The following is a 17,557-nucleotide window of genomic DNA, read 5'->3' on the forward strand; positions in this document are numbered from 1 at the left end:
CTCCTATCGATGGTGCGGATTGGCCGCATGAGATCCCAGCTTTCGCTGGGATGACGGGACGGTGGCGGTTGTGGGTAAGGCTCAGGCGACCTGGCGGCCGAAATCCGAGGAGGCGGCGCGCAGGCTGGCGAGTTTGCCTTCGACGCTCATGAAGCCGCGCTCGAGCTGGTCGATTTCCGAAGCGACAACCTCGGTGTCCTGACGGATCGCCGAGATGGTGCTGGACATCGAATCGGCGGCGAGCGCGGTTTCATCGACGGCGGCCGTGATCATCGTCACGGTCTGCGCCTGAGCGTCCATGGCGTGGCGGATGCGGTCGGCGCTCGATTGCACTTCGCCGACCGTGTCGCGGATGCGTTCGTTGGTTTCGACGGACTGGCGCGTCGACGCCTGGATATCGGCGATCTTGCCCGCGATTTCGTCCGTCGCGCGGGCGGTCTGGTTGGCGAGGCTCTTCACCTCCTGCGCGACGACGGCGAAGCCGCGGCCTGCGTCACCGGCACGGGCGGCTTCGATCGTGGCGTTGAGGGCGAGCAGGTTGGTCTGGCCCGCAATGTCGCGGATGAGGCCGAGGATCGATTCGATCGACTTTGCATGTTCCGACAGGGTCGCCGACATGGTGACGGCGTCGCCCGACTGGCGCGCGGCGCGCTGAGCGACGTCGGCGGCGCTTTCGACTTCGGTGCGGGCGTCCTCGATCGCGCGGATGAGGCCGGCGGAGGTGCGGGCGGCTTCGCGCATGGCGATGGCGGACTGTTCGGCGGCGGCGGCGACTTCCGATGCTTTGCCGAGCATGCCGCGCGTGGCGGCGGAGGCGTCCTTCGCCTGTTCGCGCAGCGATTCGCCAAGTTGCGACGCGCCGTCGATTTCGCCCATGATGCGCTGTTCGAACAATGTGCTGATCCGCTGGCGCTCATCGCGCTGCGCTTCGGCTTCATCGCCGGCAAAGGCGTTCGTCATCATGCTGGCGTCGACCATGCTGACCATGGTGATGACGTTCACGAGGCGCTGGCGCGTCGCGTCGTCCGGCGCCTTTTGCCACACCATGTTGGTGAGCTGCTTGTTCGCGTCCGATACGGCGGTCAGCACGACGCCCAACGGCAGGTTGCGCTTGCGCGCCAAACGGACGCAGGCGATGCAGGAGCCCGCCCAGCTGCCCGCTTCATAGAAGCTGAGTTTCTGCCGCACATATTCATGCGCTTCCGTCTCGATCTTCGCGATCGTCGAGGCGGCGAGGGTGCTGCGCAGATGCGAGTTTTCCATATAGCTGTCGAAGAAGGTGCGCGCGGTAAGGGATGCACCGTCGCCGATCAGGTCGCGGATTTCCCGCAGCCCGGCGGCCAATTCGCCGGTGGGATCGATCTCCGCCATGCTGGCTATCATTGCGCTCTTCGATGTGGCGACGGACGTCATATGCGGCAAACCTCAATTCTCTTGTTTGTCCGCAGCCTGATAGCGCGATCTGGTTAATCAGTTCTTAGCCGTGATCGGCCCGGCGCGGGGCGAGGGCGGCTTGCCCTCTTGACCGATCGTGCCTAAGGGGACGGGAATCAGGGACAAGCATCAGGGACGTAGGTAGATATGGCGCGAACCACGAGCCGGCCGCTCTCGCCGCATTTGACGATCTGGAAATGGGGGCCGCACATGGCGATCTCCATCCTGCACCGCGTGACCGGCAACGGTCTGGCCACTGTCGGCATCATGGGCGTGGTCTGGTGGCTGATGGCAGCGGCGATCGGTCCCGACGCCTATGCGACCTTCGTCAAATGCGCCACTTCGCCCTTCGGCTATCTGGTGATGATCGGCATCAGCTGGTTCTTCTTTCAGCATATGATGTCGGGGCTGCGCCACTTCGTGCTGGATATCGGCGCGGGTTATGAGCTGAACACCAACAAGACCTGGTCGCTGGTGATCCCGGTCCTGTCGACGCTTGCCACCGTGGCGCTGTGGGCCACGATCTTTTCGGGGAAAATCTGATGGGAACGGGAACCGGAATCGGCCGCGTCCGTGGCCTGGGTTCGGCGCGTCATGGCGCGCATCACTGGCTGGCGCAGCGTTACACCGCCGTTGGCAACCTGCTGCTGGTGCTGTGGCTGATCTTCAGCCTGGTGAGCCTGCCGGGGCTGGATTATCAGAGCGTCCATAACTGGATCGCCAATCCGCTGGTCGCGGTGCCGCTGATGCTGATGCTGGTCAGCGTTTTCTGGCACCTGCGCCTGGGCATGCAGGTGATGCTGGAGGATTATGTTCACGACAAAGGGCTGAACTTCTTCGCCATCCTGCTGCTGAACTTCTACACCGTCGCTGGCGCCGCAGCTGGCATCTTCGCGATCGCCAAGATCGCCTTCACGGGGATCGTCAAGTAATGAGCGAAGCCTACAAGATCATCGATCATACCTATGACACGGTCGTGGTGGGCGCTGGCGGTTCGGGCCTGCGCGCTACGATGGGCAGCGCCGAAGCGGGCCTGAAGACCGCCTGCATCACCAAGCTGTTCCCGACCCGCAGCCACACCGTGGCGGCGCAGGGCGGCATCGCCGCGAGCCTTGGCAACAACTCGCCCGACCACTGGACCTGGCACATGTACGACACCGTCAAGGGGTCGGACTGGCTGGGCGACCAGGACGCGATCGAATATATGGTGCGTGAAGCACCCGCCGCCGTGATCGAGCTGGAACATGCCGGCGTGCCGTTCAGCCGCAACGAGAATGGGACGATCTACCAGCGTCCCTTCGGCGGCCACATGCAGAATATGGGCGCCGGCCCGCCGGTGCAGCGCACCTGCGCGGCGGCCGACCGCACCGGCCACGCCATGCTGCACGCTCTGTACCAGCAGAGCCTGAAGTATGATGCGGACTTCTACATCGAATATTTCGCCATCGACCTCATCATGGAAAATGGCGAGTGCCGTGGCGTGATCGCCATCTGCATGGAAGATGGCTCGATCCATCGCTTCCGCAGCCATGCGGTCGTGCTGGCGACGGGCGGCTATGGCCGCGCCTATTTCTCTGCCACTTCGGCGCATAGCTGCACCGGCGACGGCGGCGGCATGGTGCTGCGCGCGGGCCTGCCGCTGCAGGATCTGGAGTTCGTGCAGTTCCACCCGACCGGCATTTACGGCGCGGGCGTGCTGATCACCGAAGGCGCGCGCGGCGAGGGCGGCTACCTCACCAACTCCGAAGGCGAGCGCTTCATGGAGCGCTATGCCCCCTCGGCGAAGGACCTGGCGTCGCGCGACGTCGTGTCGCGCTCGATGGCGATGGAAATGCGCGAAGGGCGCGGCGTGGGTCCGAACAAGGATCACATCTACCTGCACCTCGACCATATCGATCCCAAGGTGCTGGCCGAGCGTCTGCCGGGCATCACCGAAAGCGGCAAGATCTTCGCGGGCGTCGACCTGACCCGTCAGCCGCTGCCTGTGACTCCGACCGTCCATTACAATATGGGCGGCATCCCCTGTAACTATCATGGCCAGGTGGTGACGAAGGTCGGCGACGATCCGGAAGTGGTGGTGCCGGGCCTCTATGCGGTCGGCGAAGCGGCGTGCGTGTCGGTCCATGGCGCGAACCGCCTCGGTTCGAACTCGCTGATCGACCTTGTCGTGTTCGGCCGCGCGACCGGCCTGCACCTTAAGGAAACGATCAAGCCGAATGGCTCGCATCGTCCGCTGCCCAAGGATGCGGCCGATCTGGCGCTGGGCCGCCTGGATCATTATCGCAACGCCAAGGGCGGTTCGCCCACGGCAAAGATCCGCCTGGAAATGCAGCACACCATGCAGAAGCACGCCGCCGTGTTCCGCGACAGCGCGCTGCTGAGCGAAGGCGTCACCAAGATGGCGCAGGTTAATGCCAGCTTGGCTGATGTGGCGGTGTCGGATCGCTCGCTGATCTGGAACACCGACCTCATCGAGACGCTGGAGCTGGATAACCTGATGAGCCAGGCGGTCTGCACCATGGTCAGCGCGGAAAATCGCAAGGAAAGCCGTGGCGCGCATGCGCATGAGGATTTCCCGAACCGCGACGACGAAAACTGGATGAAGCATACCGTCAGCTGGTTCGAAGGCTGGGGCGGCAAGGGCGGCAAGGTGTCGCTCGATTACCGTCCGGTGCACGACTATACGCTCACGGATGAGGCCGAATACATCAAGCCCAAGGCGCGCGTTTACTGAGACGCGTGCGTTAGCTGAGATGATGAAGAGGGCGGGCCGCAGGGCTCGCCCTTTTTCGTTGCCGGCGGTATGTCTTGGCAGAGGCGGGGCATGGAGGAGGTGAGGGATGACTGACACGCAGGTCCATGGTGGCCAGTGCCATTGCGGCGCGGTGCGGTTCGAGGTGGCGTTGAGCGATGGCCTCAACAGCGCGCGGCGGTGCACCTGTTCCTATTGCCGGATGCGGGGCGCTGTCGCCGTGACGGCAGGGCTCGGCGGCCTGAAAATCCTGCGCGGCGAGGATGTGCTGACAAGCTACCGTTTCAACACAGGGGCGGCGCAGCATTTCTTCTGCTCGCGCTGCGGCATCTATACGCACCACCAGCGCCGGTCGAACGCCAACGAGTATGGCGTCAATGCCGCCTGCCTGGACGGCGTCAGTCCATTTGATTTCGCCGAGGTGCCGGTGATGGATGGGGTGAACCATCCCAATGATAGCGGGGTGGTGAGGCGCGTGGGTACGCTGCGGTTTGTTCCTGCGGAATGACGACGTGGGAGGTCTGGGTTTGGGCAGTTGTCGCCATTGCAGACGTATTGGCGACTACCGAAACCTGACATTCCTCGCCTTTAAGCGGCGGCAGCTTGTTCTTTGTGAATAAATGGCTCCACGACCGAAGCGGCACGCCTGACGTATAGTTCTTTCTCACCTACCGGTGCGACATAATGCATCGCCTCTTCTGCGGCTCGCATTGAAGCGCCACGCGCAATCATCCATGTGGCAAGATATTGCGAGGCCAAGCATCCGCCCGCCGTCGCGACATTCCCATGCGCTATGAAGGGCGCATCAATAACATCGACTCCTGCCTCTATGACCCAGTGTTTTGTGGTTAGATCGGTGCAGGCCGGTAAAGCGCCAATCAAGCCCAACCTCGCCAAAATCAGCGTCCCCGAACATTGAGCGCCAATTAGCTGGCGCGAAGGATCCAGATTGATAAGGGAAAGGAGATCCACGTCAGCAGCTATCTCACGCGTCTTGATGCCGCTGCCAATTAATACCGCATCTGCATCGGCGGCGAACTCCAACGGCTTCTGGCGCTGAACAGTTACCCCGTTCATCGAAGTCACCTGTTCGGTCGGCGATGTGATATGCGCCGCCCAATCATGGGCTTTCATCCGGTTCAGGAGTGCTGATGCAATGAACGAGTCCAGTTCATTAAACCCATCAAACGTCAAAACCGCGATCTGCACAACGCCTCCTATGGCTACAAGTTACCGCCACTATATGGCCCAAACGGGGCGGCAGCGCATCGCCGCGTCAGATGCCAGTTGTTTCAGAGAGGACCTTCTCCAAACCACCCATCCAAGACATTCCCCTCCCGCAGGCGCGAAGGGGAATAGCGGCTTGTCGTGCCGCTCAAGTCTTTCGGCTGGATCGGGCTGACCTTCTGCGCGGATTCTGAGATACCAGCTTTCGCCGGCATGACCTGGGCGTTTCCGGGCAATGGGTTCGCATGTCTAAGCCTGCGCTTCGCACATCGATGAACGCGAAGCGCTGCCTACTCCCAAACCCCTCTGGCGCACAGGCCCCGCGCTCGCTAAGTCTTTCCCTGATGACGATCGATCCCCTGGTCCTGTTGCAGGCCTATGCCATCGGCGTGTTTCCTATGTCCGATGATCGGGATGCGGAGGAGGTCTATTGGATTGAGCCGAAGCGGCGGGCGATCATGCCGCTGCGTGGCTTTCATCTGTCCCATTCGCTGGCCAAGACGATCCGGCGCGAGCGGTTCCGGGTGACGGCCAATCGCGACTTTGCCGGGATCGTCCAGCTATGCGCGCAATCGGCGGAAGATCGGCCTTCGACCTGGATCAACCGCGAGATCGAGCGGACATATCGCCATTTGCATGAGATCGGCTTTGCCCATTCGATCGAGGTGTGGGACGGCGAGGAACTGGTGGGCGGGCTTTATGGCGTGGCGCTGGGACAAGCCTTTTTCGGGGAAAGCATGGTGTCGCGGCGGACCGACGCGTCAAAGGTCGCGCTGGCCTGGCTCACCGCGCGGATGCTGTTTGCCGGGTTCACACTGCTCGACTGCCAGTTCATGACCGAACATTTGCGGTCATTGGGCGCGATCGAGATCAGCCAGCGCGATTATCTGGCGCTGCTGGGCGGAGCGGTGGGCGATGTGCCGCTGGGAGCCGGGCGATCCGTGCTGGCGGAAGGTCCGGGGGTCTGGGCGGAGCTGGCGTTCGCGCCGCTGGCGGGCGAGGCGTCGGCCGGAGGCTCGCCCTTGCCGCCGAGCTTCACCGTATCGGGGCCGCTTTCGGGCCAGGACATCGTGCAGCTTCTGACCCAGACGTCATAAATGGGGTGCTGAACCACGTTGCGGTCCGGCCGTTCTTTGAACAGCCAGCCGGAGAAGTTGCGACGCCATTTATTGTCGGCGGTGCTGCGCACGTCGAGTTGCACGAAGGCGCCGGTTTCCTGAACATTTTCCCAGGGCGCGGTGGTCTCGCACGCCTGGAGGCGGACGATCGCATCGCCCACGCGCAAGGCGTCGCCCGGCTTCATGGTGAGGTCCGTGGTGATGCCGTTGCGCTTGTTGAGCAGCCCGATCACGGCCACGCGCTCCGCCATCGGCGTGCCGGGCAGGGCGGATGAGTCGCCGTTGCGGATCTTCTGCCCCTCAATCTTCACCGGGCCGGTCTGATTGGCGGTAGGAAGCTCATCGCCGCCACAACTCGCCAGCAGAAAAGCAAGGGGCAGGATCGGTAGGGCCGTCCCCGCCGGACGCCGGATCATGATGCGTCGGGGCTCCATGCCTCATAATCGCCGGTCGCGCGCTGACGCTGACCGCCCTTTTCCAGCGCGCCCGATGGGCGGTAGGCGTTGGGCGTGCCGGTGGCGTTGGGCGTATAGTCGCGTTCCCAGATGCGTGGCGGCGGCAGGAAGCTTTCCGGCGTGCCTTCGATCGTATGATGCAGCCAGCCATGCCATTCGGACGGCACGCGGCTCGCGTCATTATTGCCGTTGTAGATCACCCAGCGGCGCGTGCGGCCGTGGACGTCCGAGCCGCCTTCATAATAGATATTGCCCTGATGGTCCTCGCCCACCTTCTTGCCCTTGCGGGAGGTGTAGAGTGCGGTGCCGATGGTCGCGCCATTCCACCAGGTGAAGATCTTGGCCAGGATTCCCATGGGCGAAGCGCTTAGCGCCTGCTGTGGGGGATTGGCAAGGCGGATATGGCGTCAGCGGGGCTGTTGCGGGCAGAAATCGAGGCCGGGCCGGCTCTTGCCCGCGGGGTCGGCGCATTTGCCCCAGGAGACCCGGTCCCCTTCGGCTATGCCCAGTTCCGCCGCGCGCCCGCCGCGCAGTTCAAGGACGGCGGTGACGGGGACGCCCGCAGACATGGGCTCGCGCGAATAGGGTTTGGTGTTGGCGGCGATGAAGGCGATGCTGCCGTCCGTGCGAATGAAGAGCATGTCGAGCGGGATCAGCGTGTTCTTCATCCAGAAACTGGCCGTGCGCGGTGGGTTCATCGGAAAGAGCATGCCGCCGTCGGCGTCCAGCGACTTGCGGAACATGAGGCCCTGTTCCTGCTGCTTTTCGGTAAGCGCGGTTTCCACGGCGAAGCGGTGCGCGCCCTTCGCGGTGTGGATGGTCAGGGGGAGGAGGGCGGCCTGCTGAGTAGCGGGGGCGGTGGTCTTCTCCGCCTTGGGCGCTGTGGGCGAGCAGGCGGCGAGGAGGGAGAGGAGCAGGAGAGGGAGGCGCTTCATGGGTAGGAGTTAGCCTATGGGAGAGGGGTTGCGCCATAGGATTGAGTTGCATTTTTCAGTTCGCGCAGAGGCCGCGGAGGCATCTGGCCAAAGGCGTCATGAAATATGAGGAAAGAATGGCGTTTGCCGGGGGTAGGAGCCCACTGGCGGAAAAAATTCTCTGTAGCCTCTGCGCTTTTGCGCGAACAAAAGCGGCTGCCTCCCAAGATCGGTCCGTCTATTCTGGGGCTTCGGGCGGTTCTCCCGGCGCAGCATCGGTCCAGCGGCGGGCGATTTCGTAGCTGTGGCCGGCGCGCAGGAAGGCGGCGACCCATTTTTCGCGCTGCTTGGGATCGGGGCGGTCTTGGGCGTAGGGGCCGAGGCGCTTGCGGCGGGCGAAGCGTTCGGCGGCGGTCCATGCTTCGCTGCGCGTATGCGCATCGGCTTCTTCGCGGTCGGCTTGCGCTATGCCGTCAGCGCGCAGGGTTTCGGCCACCCGGCGGGCGCCATAGCCGCGCCGGGCGAGGGACGCACTTTTCATGACGGCGAAGCTGCGGTCATCGACATAGCGCAGTTCCGCCAGCCGATCGACCAACTGTTCCGGCTGCGGTGGGTTATCGCCACCCCAGCCGCGCTCTTGCAGCTTGCGGTTCAGATAGGCGAGCAGCTTTGCCCGGCTGGTGGCGAAACGGCCGACATAGCGCAGCGCAAGTTCGCGCAGGCTGTCGCTGTCGAGCGGGGGGCGGGGACGTTTGCCGGTCATGTCAGCGCCTTCATGGGCAATGCTTATGCAGCGGGCGCCTTGATTATGCCACAGTGGGGCCGGAATTTTACCGCGCCTTATGCTGTAGAAGACGACGCTGGAATGCAATATCCGGTGCATCGCTGCTTCAAAGATGATAGCGGGCCGCCCGGATGACAAGATTGACATTGGGTGACACCAATATGACGGGTTCGCAAAGCATGATGGCACCGACGCCGACCAATGACGCCCTGCCGCGCCGCTTCTCGGATTTCGAGACGCTGGGCGAGGCCCTGGATTACGCGGCGCAGGGGCAGCGCGGCCTGAATTTCCATGATGCGCGCGGCAATCTGGCGCGGCCCTATCCTTTTTCCGAGCTGCGGGACGACGCCGTCGCCTGCGCGCACCGGCTGATCGCCCATGGCGTCAAGCCGGAGGATCGCGTGGCTTTGGTGGCGGAGACGGGCGCGGACTTCGCCCAGCTGTTCTTCGGCATCGTCTATGCGGGCGCATGGCCGGTGCCGCTGCCGTTGCCGACCAGCTTTGGCGGCAAGGAAAGCTATATCGACCAGCTGAACGTCCAGCTGTCGAGCTGTGACCCGATGCTGTTCCTCTTCCCCAAGGAACTGGAAGAGATGGCGGGGGAATCCGGCCGTCAGAAGAATGTCGAGAGCATCGCGTTCGAGGATTTTCTTGCCCGTGAGGTGATCCCGGCGGAACTGCCGCAGGCGAAGGGCGAGGAAATCGCCTATCTGCAATATTCGAGCGGTTCGACCCGCTTCCCCCATGGTGTCGCGGTGACGCACCATGCGCTGCTGAGCAACCTCGCCGCGCACAGCCATGGCATGGAGCTGCAGGATAGCGATCGCTGCATCAGCTGGCTGCCCTGGTATCATGATATGGGTCTGGTCGGCTGCTTCCTGTCGGTGGTCGCCAACCAGGTTTCGACCGATTATATGAAGACCGAGGATTTTGCCCGCCGTCCGCTGGCGTGGCTGGACCTCATCAGCCGCAATGAGGGTACCTCGATCAGCTATTCGCCGACCTTCGGCTACGACATTTGCGCGCGGCGCATGTCGAGCCAGACGAAGGCCGCGGATCGCTTCGACCTGTCGCGCTGGCGGCTTGCGGGCAATGGCGCGGACATGATCCGTCCGGACGTGATGCAGAGCTTTGTCGATGCGTTCGGCGATGCGGGCTTTTCGCCCAAGGCGTTCCTGCCGAGCTATGGCCTAGCCGAAGCGACGCTGGCCGTCACCATCATGCCGCCCGGTGAGGGGATTATCGTCGAACTGGTCGAGGAAACCGACCTGTCCGGAGGCGACGCGACCGAGGGACGGCCGCAGCGCTTCCGCTCCATCGTGAATTGCGGCAAGCCTGCGCGCGACATGGTCGTGGAGATACGCGACGAAGACGGGGCGAAGCTGAACGAGCGGCAGATCGGCAAAGTGTGGACCACCGGGCCGAGCCTGATGGTCGGTTATTTCCGCGATCAGGAGGCGACCGACGCCTGCATGCTCGACGGTTGGCTGGACACGGGCGACATGGGCTATCTGAGCGACGGCTATCTTTATATTGTCGGCCGCGCCAAGGACATGATCATCATCAACGGCAAGAACCACTGGCCCCAGGATATCGAATGGGCGGTGGAGCAGTTGCCGGGCTTCAAGCAGGGCGACATTGCCGCCTTCGCCATCACCACGCCGGGCGGCGAGGAAGCGCCCGCCGTGCTGGTGCATTGCCGCACATCCGACAATGACGAGCGTACGCGCCTGCGCGACCAGATCCGCGAGCGGGTTCGGGCGATCACCGGCATGAACTGCGTCGTCGAATTGGTGCCGCCGCGCACCCTGCCGCGCACCAGCTCCGGCAAGCTCAGCCGGTCGAAGGCGCGCAATCTCTATCTGACGGGCGAAATCCGGCCTTACGATATCGCCGCCTGAAGCAGCGCTAATCGCTCGTTGCTGCCCGCGCATCGCGTGCGGGCTCGGGCATTATGCTTCGGTGCGGATTTCCGTTCGGAGGGTCGGGAGGAGCCTAGCGGCCCTGCAGCTGTCGCTCGACTCCGGTCCACAGAGTACCGAACGCCTGCGCGGGCGGTGAGCTGCCGGCGAAGGCCCCGAGCGGCTTGCGGCGGACGGCCATTTGTTCGACGGCGCTGGCCATGGGGATGGCGGGCCAGCCGGGCTGGGCTTCCAGCGCAGCGCGGTGGAGGGCGCGGCGGCGATCGACCATCGAATAGACAGGCATGATCGGGGGATGGCTGCCGCCCCGCTGGACGAGATAGCGTGCGACCTCTCCCATCGCACGCTGCGCCAGCGGCGAAGGGATGACCGGGATGACGATCATGTCGGCGGCGCGCAGCACCTGCTCGCTGGTTTCGGTAAGGCCGGGCGGGCAATCTAGGATGATGCGGTCGTAATCCTTGCCCACGGTCTCGATCAGCTTGGCGAGCCGCTTCTTCTTGTCCATTTCACGGAACAGATGATCCAGGCTGCGCAGCGACGTGTCGGCGGCGATCAGGTCAAGGCCCGGCACGGTGGAAGGCTGGATCAGCTTGCGGACCTCGACATCCTTGCTGAAGATCGCCTGCGCAGCGTCGCGGCTTTCGCTGTCGGTGGAGATCAGCCAACTGGAGGCGGCCTGGGGATCAAGATCCCAGAGGAGCGTCCGCCTTTTCGAGATACAGGCAGAAGCCCAGGCGAGATTGATCGCGAAGGTGGTTTTACCCACGCCCCCCTTGAGGCTGTAAACGGCGATGGTCGCCAATGCCGGTTCCTTTGCCATATGCGGAGGCTATATTGCTGCACCGCAAAAGCAAGAACCCAATCATGGGAATGTTACTCCCTTGTGACGGGCTGCGCGAAGGGGGCGGGGACTGCGCAGCCCGTCGTACCACCCTAGATGGGGCGGTAAATGGCGTAGACTTTCTTCACATATTCGCGGCTTTCCCAGCTGCAATGCGCGCCTTGCTCCACCAGGAAGATATCGCCCTTGCGGAATGTGCCCTCGCGGCCCGCGCCGTCGACGAAGGTGACGCTGCCTTCCAGCAAATACATCAGTTCATAATGGCGGTAGGCCATGGACAGCCGGTGATAGGGCGTCGAATCCCAGGTGCCGCAAACGAACTCGCCGTCGCCTGACCGATAATCGGTGAAGTTGCGGCAGCTGGGGGTGGGGCCGACCAGCAGCTCGGCCAGCGGCGCACCCGAAGGTTCGAGCGGGGCGCTTTCGTCGATCGGAACGATTGCGGGCGGAGCGGCCGGGCCGCCGTTGCGGCGCATCGCGATCAGCCGAGCCCCTTCCCGCGAGGACCAGGTGAAGCCGGTGCCCTTGGTCACGACGGTGCTCTGATCGATGGAGAGCTGAGTGGCGCCCTCGTCGGTTTCGAGGGTGAGCGCGCCGTCGAGAAGGATCAGGAACTCGTCATCGGGCAGGCTTTGCACCCGGCCGCGGCCCTGGGGGAGGGCGATGAGGTAGATCGACACCGCGCCTTCGGGCAGGCCGAGGGAGGCGCGGCTGGCGAGGAAGGGGTCGCCATGGGCTTCGGCCGGAATTGCGGCGGTGCTGGCAAAGGCGCGCAGATCGTAGAAGCTGCGGGTGTCGACGGCCATGGCTTGGGTCATATGTAGTCCTTCTTCCCTCAGCCTGAACAGAGGTGAGCTTGGTCTGATCGGAAGAGAGGATAGGATTATGCGGGCGAAATAATCCGCTCAAACACAGAGGGTAGGCAGGCGATCATGCCATAAAAAATGCCGCCGCGAGCCATTCACGCGGCGGCATTATATTTTGTCCCGTTGCGAAGTGTCAGGCCGCGGCCCGGCGCTCCTTCAGTTCCTCGTTCAGCATTTCCGCGAGCAGGAAAGCGAGTTCAAGGCTCTGCGCCGCGTTCAGGCGCGGGTCGCAATGGGTGTGGTAACGATCAGCGAGACCCTCGTCGGTGATGGCGATGGCGCCGCCGGTGCATTCCGTCACATTCTGCCCAGTCATCTCGGCATGGATGCCGCCGCCGAAGCTGCCCTCGGCGCGGTGCACGGCGAAGAAGCCGCGCACTTCGGCCAGGATGCGGTCGAAGGGCCGCGTCTTGTAGCCATTGGCCGCCTTGATGACGTTGCCGTGCATCGGGTCGCAGGACCAGACGACCGGATGGCCTTCCTTCAGCACCGCGCGCACCAGCTTGGGCAGGCCAGCCTCGATCTTGTCATGACCATAGCGCGTGATGAGCGTGATCCGCCCCGCCTCGCGCGACGGGTTCAGGATGTCGAGCAGGCGGATGAGCGCGTCGGGCTCAAGGCTGGGGCCGCACTTCATGCCGATCGGATTGCCGATGCCGCGCAGATATTCGACATGCGCCGAACCTTCGAACCGCGTGCGGTCGCCGATCCAGAGCATATGCGCGGACGTGTCGTACCAGTCGCCCGTCAGCGAATCCTGCCGCGTCAGAGCCTGCTCATAAGGGAGCAGCAGCGCTTCATGGCTGGTGTAGAAGCTCGTCCCACCCAGCTGCGGCACGGTTTCGGGCGATAGGCCACAGGCACGCATGAAGTCGAGCGCCTGGCCGATCTGGTCCGCCATCGCTTCGAACTTCGCCGCCCAAGGCGAACGGCCCATGAAATCCAGCATCCAACCGTGCACGCGATCCAGGCTGGCATAGCCGCCGGTCGAGAAGGCGCGGAGCAGGTTCAGCGTCGCCGCCGACTGGTTATAGGCGCGGATCATGCGGTCAGCGTCGGGCTCGCGCGCTTCGGCCGTGAAGGCGATGTCGTTGACATTGTCGCCACGGTAGCTGGGCAACTCCACGCCGCCGATCGTCTCGGTATCGGCCGAACGGGGCTTGGCGAACTGGCCCGCCATGCGGCCGACCTTCACGATCGGCAGCTTGGACGCGAAGGTCAGCACCACCGCCATCTGCAGCAGCACGCGGAATGTGTCGCGGATATTGTTCGGGTGGAACTCCGCGAAGCTCTCAGCGCAATCGCCGCCCTGCAGCAGGAAAGCCTCGCCATTGGTGACCTTGGCGAGTTCATGCTTCAGATTGCGCGCTTCGCCTGCAAAGACGAGCGGGGGAAACTGGCTGAGCTGGCCCTCCACGGCGGCAAGCGCCTCCGCGTCACGATAGACGGGCATCTGAATGCCCTTATGCTCCCGCCAGCTTTCCGGCGTCCACTTCGCCGCCACAGTGAGTCTCCCAAAAGATGTAAAAATAGGGGCCGCACCTACGCTGATGAAGGGGGTAACGCAAGTTTATAGCTGTGGCGGCCGGGAGGGGTGAATTTGGTTTGCGCAGAGGCGCAGACGGCGCTGAGACAGTTGGAATTTGGTTCACGCGGAGGCGCGGAGAGGAGAGAAGCTGGCGCAGCCTCTCTCATCTTCATCTTCGTCGAGCGATGGCTAAATGGCTAAATGGCTTTGCCGCTTAGTGCAACTGCTCCGGGTCTCAGCGCCCTCTGCGCGAAATCCGTTACTTCTGGCAGGGATAGCGGCCATTCAGCGCGACGCTGACGAGGACGGAGGCGGGCGCCTTGCGCTGATCGGGATAGCGTTCGAGATAGGCGACGACGATGCGCCGTACTTCTTCGGCCTGCATCTGGTCGGGCCAGCAATTGGGTTGGGCGCGGCCGATGAAGACGTCCTTCTTTATCCCGTCCACTGCGCCCACGATGTAGGCCGTGCAGGCGAGCGCATATTCGGGCGCCTTGTTACGGCATTTGGCGAGCAGGGTCGTGCCGGTTTCGAACATGAACACCTGCGCCTTCGCTGGGGCTGGTGCAGCCGCCGCGAGGGCGCTCATGATCGCCAAAATGTGCCATTTCATGGGCGGAAGGTGCGCTCTTCGCGATCTGCTGTCCAGCGGCGCCGGCGCAGCGGGGGCACGGTTCGGCTTATTATGCCGCTACCGTAACGGTTTGGTAAATAAGGCCTTTACCCTAAGTTCAAGCGCCAGTCCCAGCGGAGGGGATCGCCGTCCATCACCTCCACGCCGCGGGCGATCAGCCCGTCCCTGATCTCGTCGGAAAGGGCAAAGTCCTTTTCGGCCCGCGCGGTCTGGCGGCGATCGAGTTCCGCCTCGACCTCTTCCGGAGTGATTTGAGCGTCCTTGGGCTGGACGCGCAGGTCGGCGCGGCCCAGCGTCAGCAGGTTGAGGCCGAGCGCCTGGTCAAAGGCGGCCAGCAGGCAAAGCTTTTCATCAACCGGCACCTTTTTGAGCGCGATCGTCTCTTCGAGCAGCGGCAGGGCGCGGGGCGTCATGAGATCGTCGCTCAGCGCCGCGTCGAACTGCTCCAGCAGCGGAGCCAGCTTTGGGTGAAGGTTGGCGCGCAGATAGTCGAGGCGCGGCGATTGCCAGGTGACCCCTTCGGCCCGGCTCTTGAGGTTCTCCACGCCCATGACCAGGCGCTTGAGGCGCGTAAGCGCAGCCGCGACGCTTTCGGCGCTGAACTCCAACTCGCTGCGGTAGTGGGCTCCAAGGCACAGCAGGCGGTAGGCGAGCGGGTGAACGCCAGCGTCGATCAGTGAGAAGAGCGTGGTGAAACCGCCCTTCGACTTGCTCATCTTGCCTTGGCGATCGACGAGGAAGTTGTTGTGCATCCACCAGCGTGCGCCGGTGAAGCCGGGCTGAGCGTCATTGCAGCCGCAATAGGCCTGGTTCTGCGCAATTTCGTTCGGGTGGTGGATTTCGCGATGGTCGATACCGCCGGTGTGGATATCGAACGGATGGCCAAGCCGCGCCTCGCTCATCACCGAACATTCAAGGTGCCAGCCCGGCGCGCCCTTGCCCCAGGGGGAGTCCCATTCCATCTGGCGCTGCTCGCCGGGCGGGGATTTGCGCCAGATCGCGAAATCGGACGGGTTGCGCTTGCCTGCGACCGGATCGATGCGGGCATGGGCGGCGTCATCGCGACCGCCAGCCAGCGCGCCATAATCGGGCACGGTGCTGCTGTCGAAATAGAGGCCGGTGTCCAGTTCGTAGCAATGTGCAGGTGCGATCTTCTTCGCGAATTCGATCATCTGCGGGACATAATCGGTGGCGACCGTCCATTCGCTGGGCGCGATGATGTTAAGGTCGGCGATATTGCGTTTGAAGGCGTCGGTATAATGGGCCGCTATGTCCCAGATGCTCTTTGCCTGAGTGCGGGCGGCCGCCTCCATCTTGTCATCGCCCGCGTCAGCGTCGCTGGTCAGATGGCCGACATCGGTGATGTTGATGATGTGCGTGACATCCAGCCCCTTCCACAGCAGCGTGCGGCGTAGCGTGTCGGTGAAGACATAGGCCCGCAGATTGCCGAGATGGGCGTAATTATAGACCGTCGGGCCACAGCTATAGACGCGCGCATTGTTCGCATCGATCGGGGCGAAGGGTTCGACTGCGCGGGTCAGGCTGTTGAAGAGGCGCAGGGGGGCGTCGGCATGCTGCTCAGCGGGGGTGAACTGGTCGCTCATGAGGAGGAGCCATGCGGCGGTTCAGCGCGGGCGTCAACTGGCGGTGATGCTCGGCGAAAGGGTAAATGCACGAACGTCATCCCAGCGGAAGCTGGATCTAGAGTGAGGCAGCGCAACCCGGCCTGAGATCCCAGCTTCCGCTGGGATGACGCGGGTTTGCTTTGTAACAAATTATTGCTGACGGGCAGGCGCTTTGCGCCAACCCTTGCGCTAGGGCGTTCCTCCACCGATATTGCTTGTGCGGGCCGGGCCCCTCTGGCGGCTGGCTTCCCTGTAGGGAGCCGGGCGTGATGTCGGACCGCATCGAGTGCGCTCGGTGCAGGTTCGTGGGCTTTTGCGCCCCCCTCGAAAGCCTCACGAAGACCGCGCCGGGCCACTCGATCCAAGCAATGTAGTTTGAAGGATGGAGTTTTAACGCCGTGAACAATCCCGTTCGTACACCGAATTATGGGACGACGCAGGCGGCGCAATATGACGCCGGGCTGCGCAGTCACATGCTGGGCGTCTTCCGTAACATGGGGATCGGCCTGGTCATCACTGGCCTGGTCGCTGCCTTTATCGGCAACACGCCCGTACTGGCCGCCGCGATCTTCGGCACACCGCTGAAGTGGGTGGCGATCTTCGCGCCGCTGGCCTTTGTGTTCTTCTTCAGCTTCCGCATCGAAAAGATGACGACGGCGGGCGCGCGCATGGCCTTCTGGGCTTTCTCGGCCGTGATGGGCGTGTCGCTGGCCAGCATCTTCCTGGTCTTTACCGGCGGCAGCATCGCTCAGGCCTTCTTCTCGGCCGCGGTCATGTTCCTGGCGATGGCGCTGTGGGGCTACACGACCGGGCGTGACCTGTCGAAGATGGGCTCGTTCCTGATCATGGGCCTCATCGGTATCCTGGTCGCCAGCCTCATCAACATCTTCATCGGCTCTTCGGCCATGCAGATGGTGATTTCGATCATCGGCGTCGTGGTCTTCACCGGCCTCACCGCCTGGGACGTGCAGCGCATCAAGTCGGACTATTTCCACTTCGCTGGCCATGAAGTGGCGGAGAAGATGCAGGTAATGGGCGCGCTGTCGCTGTATCTGAACTTCGTCAACCTGTTCCAGATGCTGCTGAGCCTGACCGGTGAGCGCGAATAACCATGCGGACAGCTGAAGCAGTATCGGCCATGCTCTGCCCGGTCTGTCATGTGGGACTTTCCATGACGGATCGGCAGGGAGTGGAGATCGACTATTGCCCCCAATGCCGGGGCGTGTGGCTCGACCGGGGTGAGCTGGACAAGATCGTCGAGCGCTCGACGCAGGGAACGGCGCCCGTCGCCGCTGGGCCGCAACCCCACTACCGGCCGGATCGCGACTATCGCGACGATGGGCGTTACTACCAGAAGAAGCGGAAGAAGAGCTTCCTGGAGGAGCTGTTCGACTAAGGGAAGGACGGCCGCCGCGCCGTCCTTTTTCTGTTGGAGCTAGGCGCTGCGGGCGGCT

The 17,557-nt window shown here is 63.4% G+C and carries 18 protein-coding genes and 1 pseudogene; 8 read left to right on the forward strand and 11 right to left on the reverse strand.

Annotation, left to right across the window (positions count from 1 at the left end; all coding sequences use genetic code 11):
- Positions 1-81: 81 nt before the first annotated feature.
- Positions 82-1,413 (reverse strand): methyl-accepting chemotaxis protein, encoded by a 1,332-nt coding sequence (locus ACZ5Y5_RS00750; protein ID WP_464809317.1) that lies wholly within the window; start codon positions 1,411-1,413, stop codon positions 82-84.
- A 168-nt stretch (positions 1,414-1,581) separates the two neighbouring features.
- On the opposite strand from ACZ5Y5_RS00750, the gene sdhC reads away from it, so the two are divergent.
- The 4 genes from sdhC to ACZ5Y5_RS00770 all read left to right on the forward strand — a co-directional run bounded on the left by sdhC (position 1,582) and on the right by ACZ5Y5_RS00770 (position 4,694).
- Positions 1,582-1,977 carry a succinate dehydrogenase, cytochrome b556 subunit gene (gene sdhC, locus ACZ5Y5_RS00755; protein WP_464809318.1) on the forward strand — a complete coding sequence of 132 codons (396 nt, stop codon included), beginning with the start codon at positions 1,582-1,584 and terminating at the stop codon, positions 1,975-1,977.
- Complete coding sequence (sdhD, locus tag ACZ5Y5_RS00760) at positions 1,977-2,366, forward strand: succinate dehydrogenase, hydrophobic membrane anchor protein (RefSeq protein ID WP_464809319.1); 390 nt, start codon at positions 1,977-1,979, stop codon at positions 2,364-2,366. Before sdhC ends, sdhD begins: the two co-directional genes overlap by 1 nt.
- Positions 2,366-4,168, forward strand: a complete 1,803-nt coding sequence (gene sdhA / locus ACZ5Y5_RS00765; RefSeq protein WP_464809320.1) for a succinate dehydrogenase flavoprotein subunit — start codon at positions 2,366-2,368, stop codon at positions 4,166-4,168. Before sdhD ends, sdhA begins: the two co-directional genes overlap by 1 nt.
- A 106-nt stretch (positions 4,169-4,274) precedes the next feature.
- Complete coding sequence (locus tag ACZ5Y5_RS00770; protein WP_464809321.1) at positions 4,275-4,694, forward strand: GFA family protein; 420 nt, start codon at positions 4,275-4,277, stop codon at positions 4,692-4,694.
- Positions 4,695-4,774: 80 nt separating this feature from the next.
- Here the strand turns inward: ACZ5Y5_RS00770 and ACZ5Y5_RS00775 are convergent, their stop codons facing one another.
- The gene (locus ACZ5Y5_RS00775; RefSeq protein ID WP_464809322.1) at positions 4,775-5,395 is read right to left on the reverse strand and encodes a DJ-1/PfpI family protein; all 621 of its coding nucleotides are present in this window, start codon (positions 5,393-5,395) and stop codon (positions 4,775-4,777) included.
- 362 nt (positions 5,396-5,757) lie between these two features.
- Here ACZ5Y5_RS00775 and aat point away from each other — a divergent pair, with 362 nt between their 5' ends.
- Complete coding sequence (gene aat, locus ACZ5Y5_RS00780) at positions 5,758-6,510, forward strand: leucyl/phenylalanyl-tRNA--protein transferase (RefSeq protein WP_464809323.1); 753 nt, start codon at positions 5,758-5,760, stop codon at positions 6,508-6,510.
- 35 nt (positions 6,511-6,545) lie between these two features.
- On the opposite strand, the pseudogene ACZ5Y5_RS00785 reads toward aat, so the two are convergent.
- The 4 genes and pseudogenes from ACZ5Y5_RS00785 to ACZ5Y5_RS00800 all read right to left on the reverse strand — a co-directional run.
- Positions 6,546-6,965, reverse strand: a pseudogene (locus ACZ5Y5_RS00785) (DUF2155 domain-containing protein); the annotation flags it as partial.
- Positions 6,944-7,342 carry an NADH:ubiquinone oxidoreductase subunit NDUFA12 gene (locus ACZ5Y5_RS00790; protein WP_464809324.1) on the reverse strand — a complete coding sequence of 133 codons (399 nt, stop codon included), beginning with the start codon at positions 7,340-7,342 and terminating at the stop codon, positions 6,944-6,946. The pseudogene ACZ5Y5_RS00785 and the gene ACZ5Y5_RS00790, both read right to left, overlap by 22 nt.
- 51 nt (positions 7,343-7,393) lie before the next feature.
- Entirely contained in the window at positions 7,394-7,921 is a 528-nt protein-coding gene (locus tag ACZ5Y5_RS00795) for a DUF192 domain-containing protein (RefSeq protein WP_464809325.1), read from the reverse strand.
- Between the two features lie 217 nt (positions 7,922-8,138).
- Positions 8,139-8,663, reverse strand: a complete 525-nt coding sequence (locus ACZ5Y5_RS00800) for a regulatory protein RecX (protein WP_464809326.1) — start codon at positions 8,661-8,663, stop codon at positions 8,139-8,141.
- Between the two features lie 200 nt (positions 8,664-8,863).
- Here ACZ5Y5_RS00800 and ACZ5Y5_RS00805 point away from each other — a divergent pair, with 200 nt between their 5' ends.
- Positions 8,864-10,585, forward strand: coding sequence for a fatty acyl-AMP ligase (locus ACZ5Y5_RS00805; protein WP_464810434.1), 1,722 nt, complete (start codon positions 8,864-8,866; stop codon positions 10,583-10,585).
- Between the two features lie 94 nt (positions 10,586-10,679).
- Here ACZ5Y5_RS00805 and ACZ5Y5_RS00810 read toward each other — a convergent pair whose 3' ends face one another.
- The 5 genes from ACZ5Y5_RS00810 to cysS all read right to left on the reverse strand — a co-directional run bounded on the left by ACZ5Y5_RS00810 (position 10,680) and on the right by cysS (position 16,082).
- Positions 10,680-11,429 carry a ParA family protein gene (locus ACZ5Y5_RS00810; protein WP_464809327.1) on the reverse strand — a complete coding sequence of 250 codons (750 nt, stop codon included), beginning with the start codon at positions 11,427-11,429 and terminating at the stop codon, positions 10,680-10,682.
- A gap of 113 nt (positions 11,430-11,542) precedes the next feature.
- Positions 11,543-12,268, reverse strand: coding sequence for a cupin domain-containing protein (locus ACZ5Y5_RS00815; RefSeq protein WP_464809328.1), 726 nt, complete (start codon positions 12,266-12,268; stop codon positions 11,543-11,545).
- Between the two features lie 181 nt (positions 12,269-12,449).
- Positions 12,450-13,820, reverse strand: coding sequence for a class II 3-deoxy-7-phosphoheptulonate synthase (locus ACZ5Y5_RS00820; protein ID WP_464809329.1), 1,371 nt, complete (start codon positions 13,818-13,820; stop codon positions 12,450-12,452).
- 283 nt (positions 13,821-14,103) lie between these two features.
- Complete coding sequence (locus ACZ5Y5_RS00825; RefSeq protein WP_464809330.1) at positions 14,104-14,433, reverse strand: Rap1a/Tai family immunity protein; 330 nt, start codon at positions 14,431-14,433, stop codon at positions 14,104-14,106.
- 131 nt (positions 14,434-14,564) lie between these two features.
- A complete protein-coding gene (gene cysS, locus ACZ5Y5_RS00830; RefSeq protein WP_464809331.1) occupies positions 14,565-16,082 on the reverse strand; it encodes a cysteine--tRNA ligase in 1,518 nt (505 codons plus the stop codon).
- A gap of 419 nt (positions 16,083-16,501) precedes the next feature.
- Here cysS and ACZ5Y5_RS00835 point away from each other — a divergent pair, with 419 nt between their 5' ends.
- On the forward strand, positions 16,502-17,212 hold the full coding sequence (locus ACZ5Y5_RS00835; protein WP_464809332.1) for a Bax inhibitor-1/YccA family protein: 711 nt from the start codon (positions 16,502-16,504) through the stop codon (positions 17,210-17,212).
- A 2-nt stretch (positions 17,213-17,214) separates the two neighbouring features.
- Positions 17,215-17,499, forward strand: coding sequence for a TFIIB-type zinc ribbon-containing protein (locus ACZ5Y5_RS00840; RefSeq protein WP_464809333.1), 285 nt, complete (start codon positions 17,215-17,217; stop codon positions 17,497-17,499).
- Positions 17,500-17,557 lie beyond the last annotated feature (58 nt).

It is taken from the genome of Sphingobium sp. TomTYG65, assembly GCF_055395525.1.

Bases quoted from the DNA above. Each gene is read 5' to 3' on its own strand.
- ACZ5Y5_RS00795 (WP_464809325.1), bottom strand. From the start codon at position 7,921: ATGAAGCGCCTCCCTCTCCTGCTCCTCTCCCTCCTCGCCGCCTGCTCG.
- ACZ5Y5_RS00800 (WP_464809326.1), bottom strand. From the start codon at position 8,663: ATGACCGGCAAACGTCCCCGCCCCCCGCTCGACAGCGACAGCCTGCGC.
- sdhD (WP_464809319.1), top strand. From the start codon at position 1,977: ATGGGAACGGGAACCGGAATCGGCCGCGTCCGTGGCCTGGGTTCGGCG.
- ACZ5Y5_RS00815 (WP_464809328.1), bottom strand. From the start codon at position 12,268: ATGACCCAAGCCATGGCCGTCGACACCCGCAGCTTCTACGATCTGCGC.
- sdhA (WP_464809320.1), top strand. From the start codon at position 2,366: ATGAGCGAAGCCTACAAGATCATCGATCATACCTATGACACGGTCGTG.
- ACZ5Y5_RS00805 (WP_464810434.1), top strand. From the start codon at position 8,864: ATGATGGCACCGACGCCGACCAATGACGCCCTGCCGCGCCGCTTCTCG.
- cysS (WP_464809331.1), bottom strand. From the start codon at position 16,082: ATGAGCGACCAGTTCACCCCCGCTGAGCAGCATGCCGACGCCCCCCTG.
- ACZ5Y5_RS00790 (WP_464809324.1), bottom strand. From the start codon at position 7,342: ATGGGAATCCTGGCCAAGATCTTCACCTGGTGGAATGGCGCGACCATC.
- sdhC (WP_464809318.1), top strand. From the start codon at position 1,582: ATGGCGCGAACCACGAGCCGGCCGCTCTCGCCGCATTTGACGATCTGG.
- ACZ5Y5_RS00840 (WP_464809333.1), top strand. From the start codon at position 17,215: ATGCGGACAGCTGAAGCAGTATCGGCCATGCTCTGCCCGGTCTGTCAT.
- aat (WP_464809323.1), top strand. From the start codon at position 5,758: ATGACGATCGATCCCCTGGTCCTGTTGCAGGCCTATGCCATCGGCGTG.
- ACZ5Y5_RS00770 (WP_464809321.1), top strand. From the start codon at position 4,275: ATGACTGACACGCAGGTCCATGGTGGCCAGTGCCATTGCGGCGCGGTG.
- ACZ5Y5_RS00825 (WP_464809330.1), bottom strand. From the start codon at position 14,433: ATGAGCGCCCTCGCGGCGGCTGCACCAGCCCCAGCGAAGGCGCAGGTG.
- ACZ5Y5_RS00810 (WP_464809327.1), bottom strand. From the start codon at position 11,429: ATGGCAAAGGAACCGGCATTGGCGACCATCGCCGTTTACAGCCTCAAG.
- ACZ5Y5_RS00750 (WP_464809317.1), bottom strand. From the start codon at position 1,413: ATGACGTCCGTCGCCACATCGAAGAGCGCAATGATAGCCAGCATGGCG.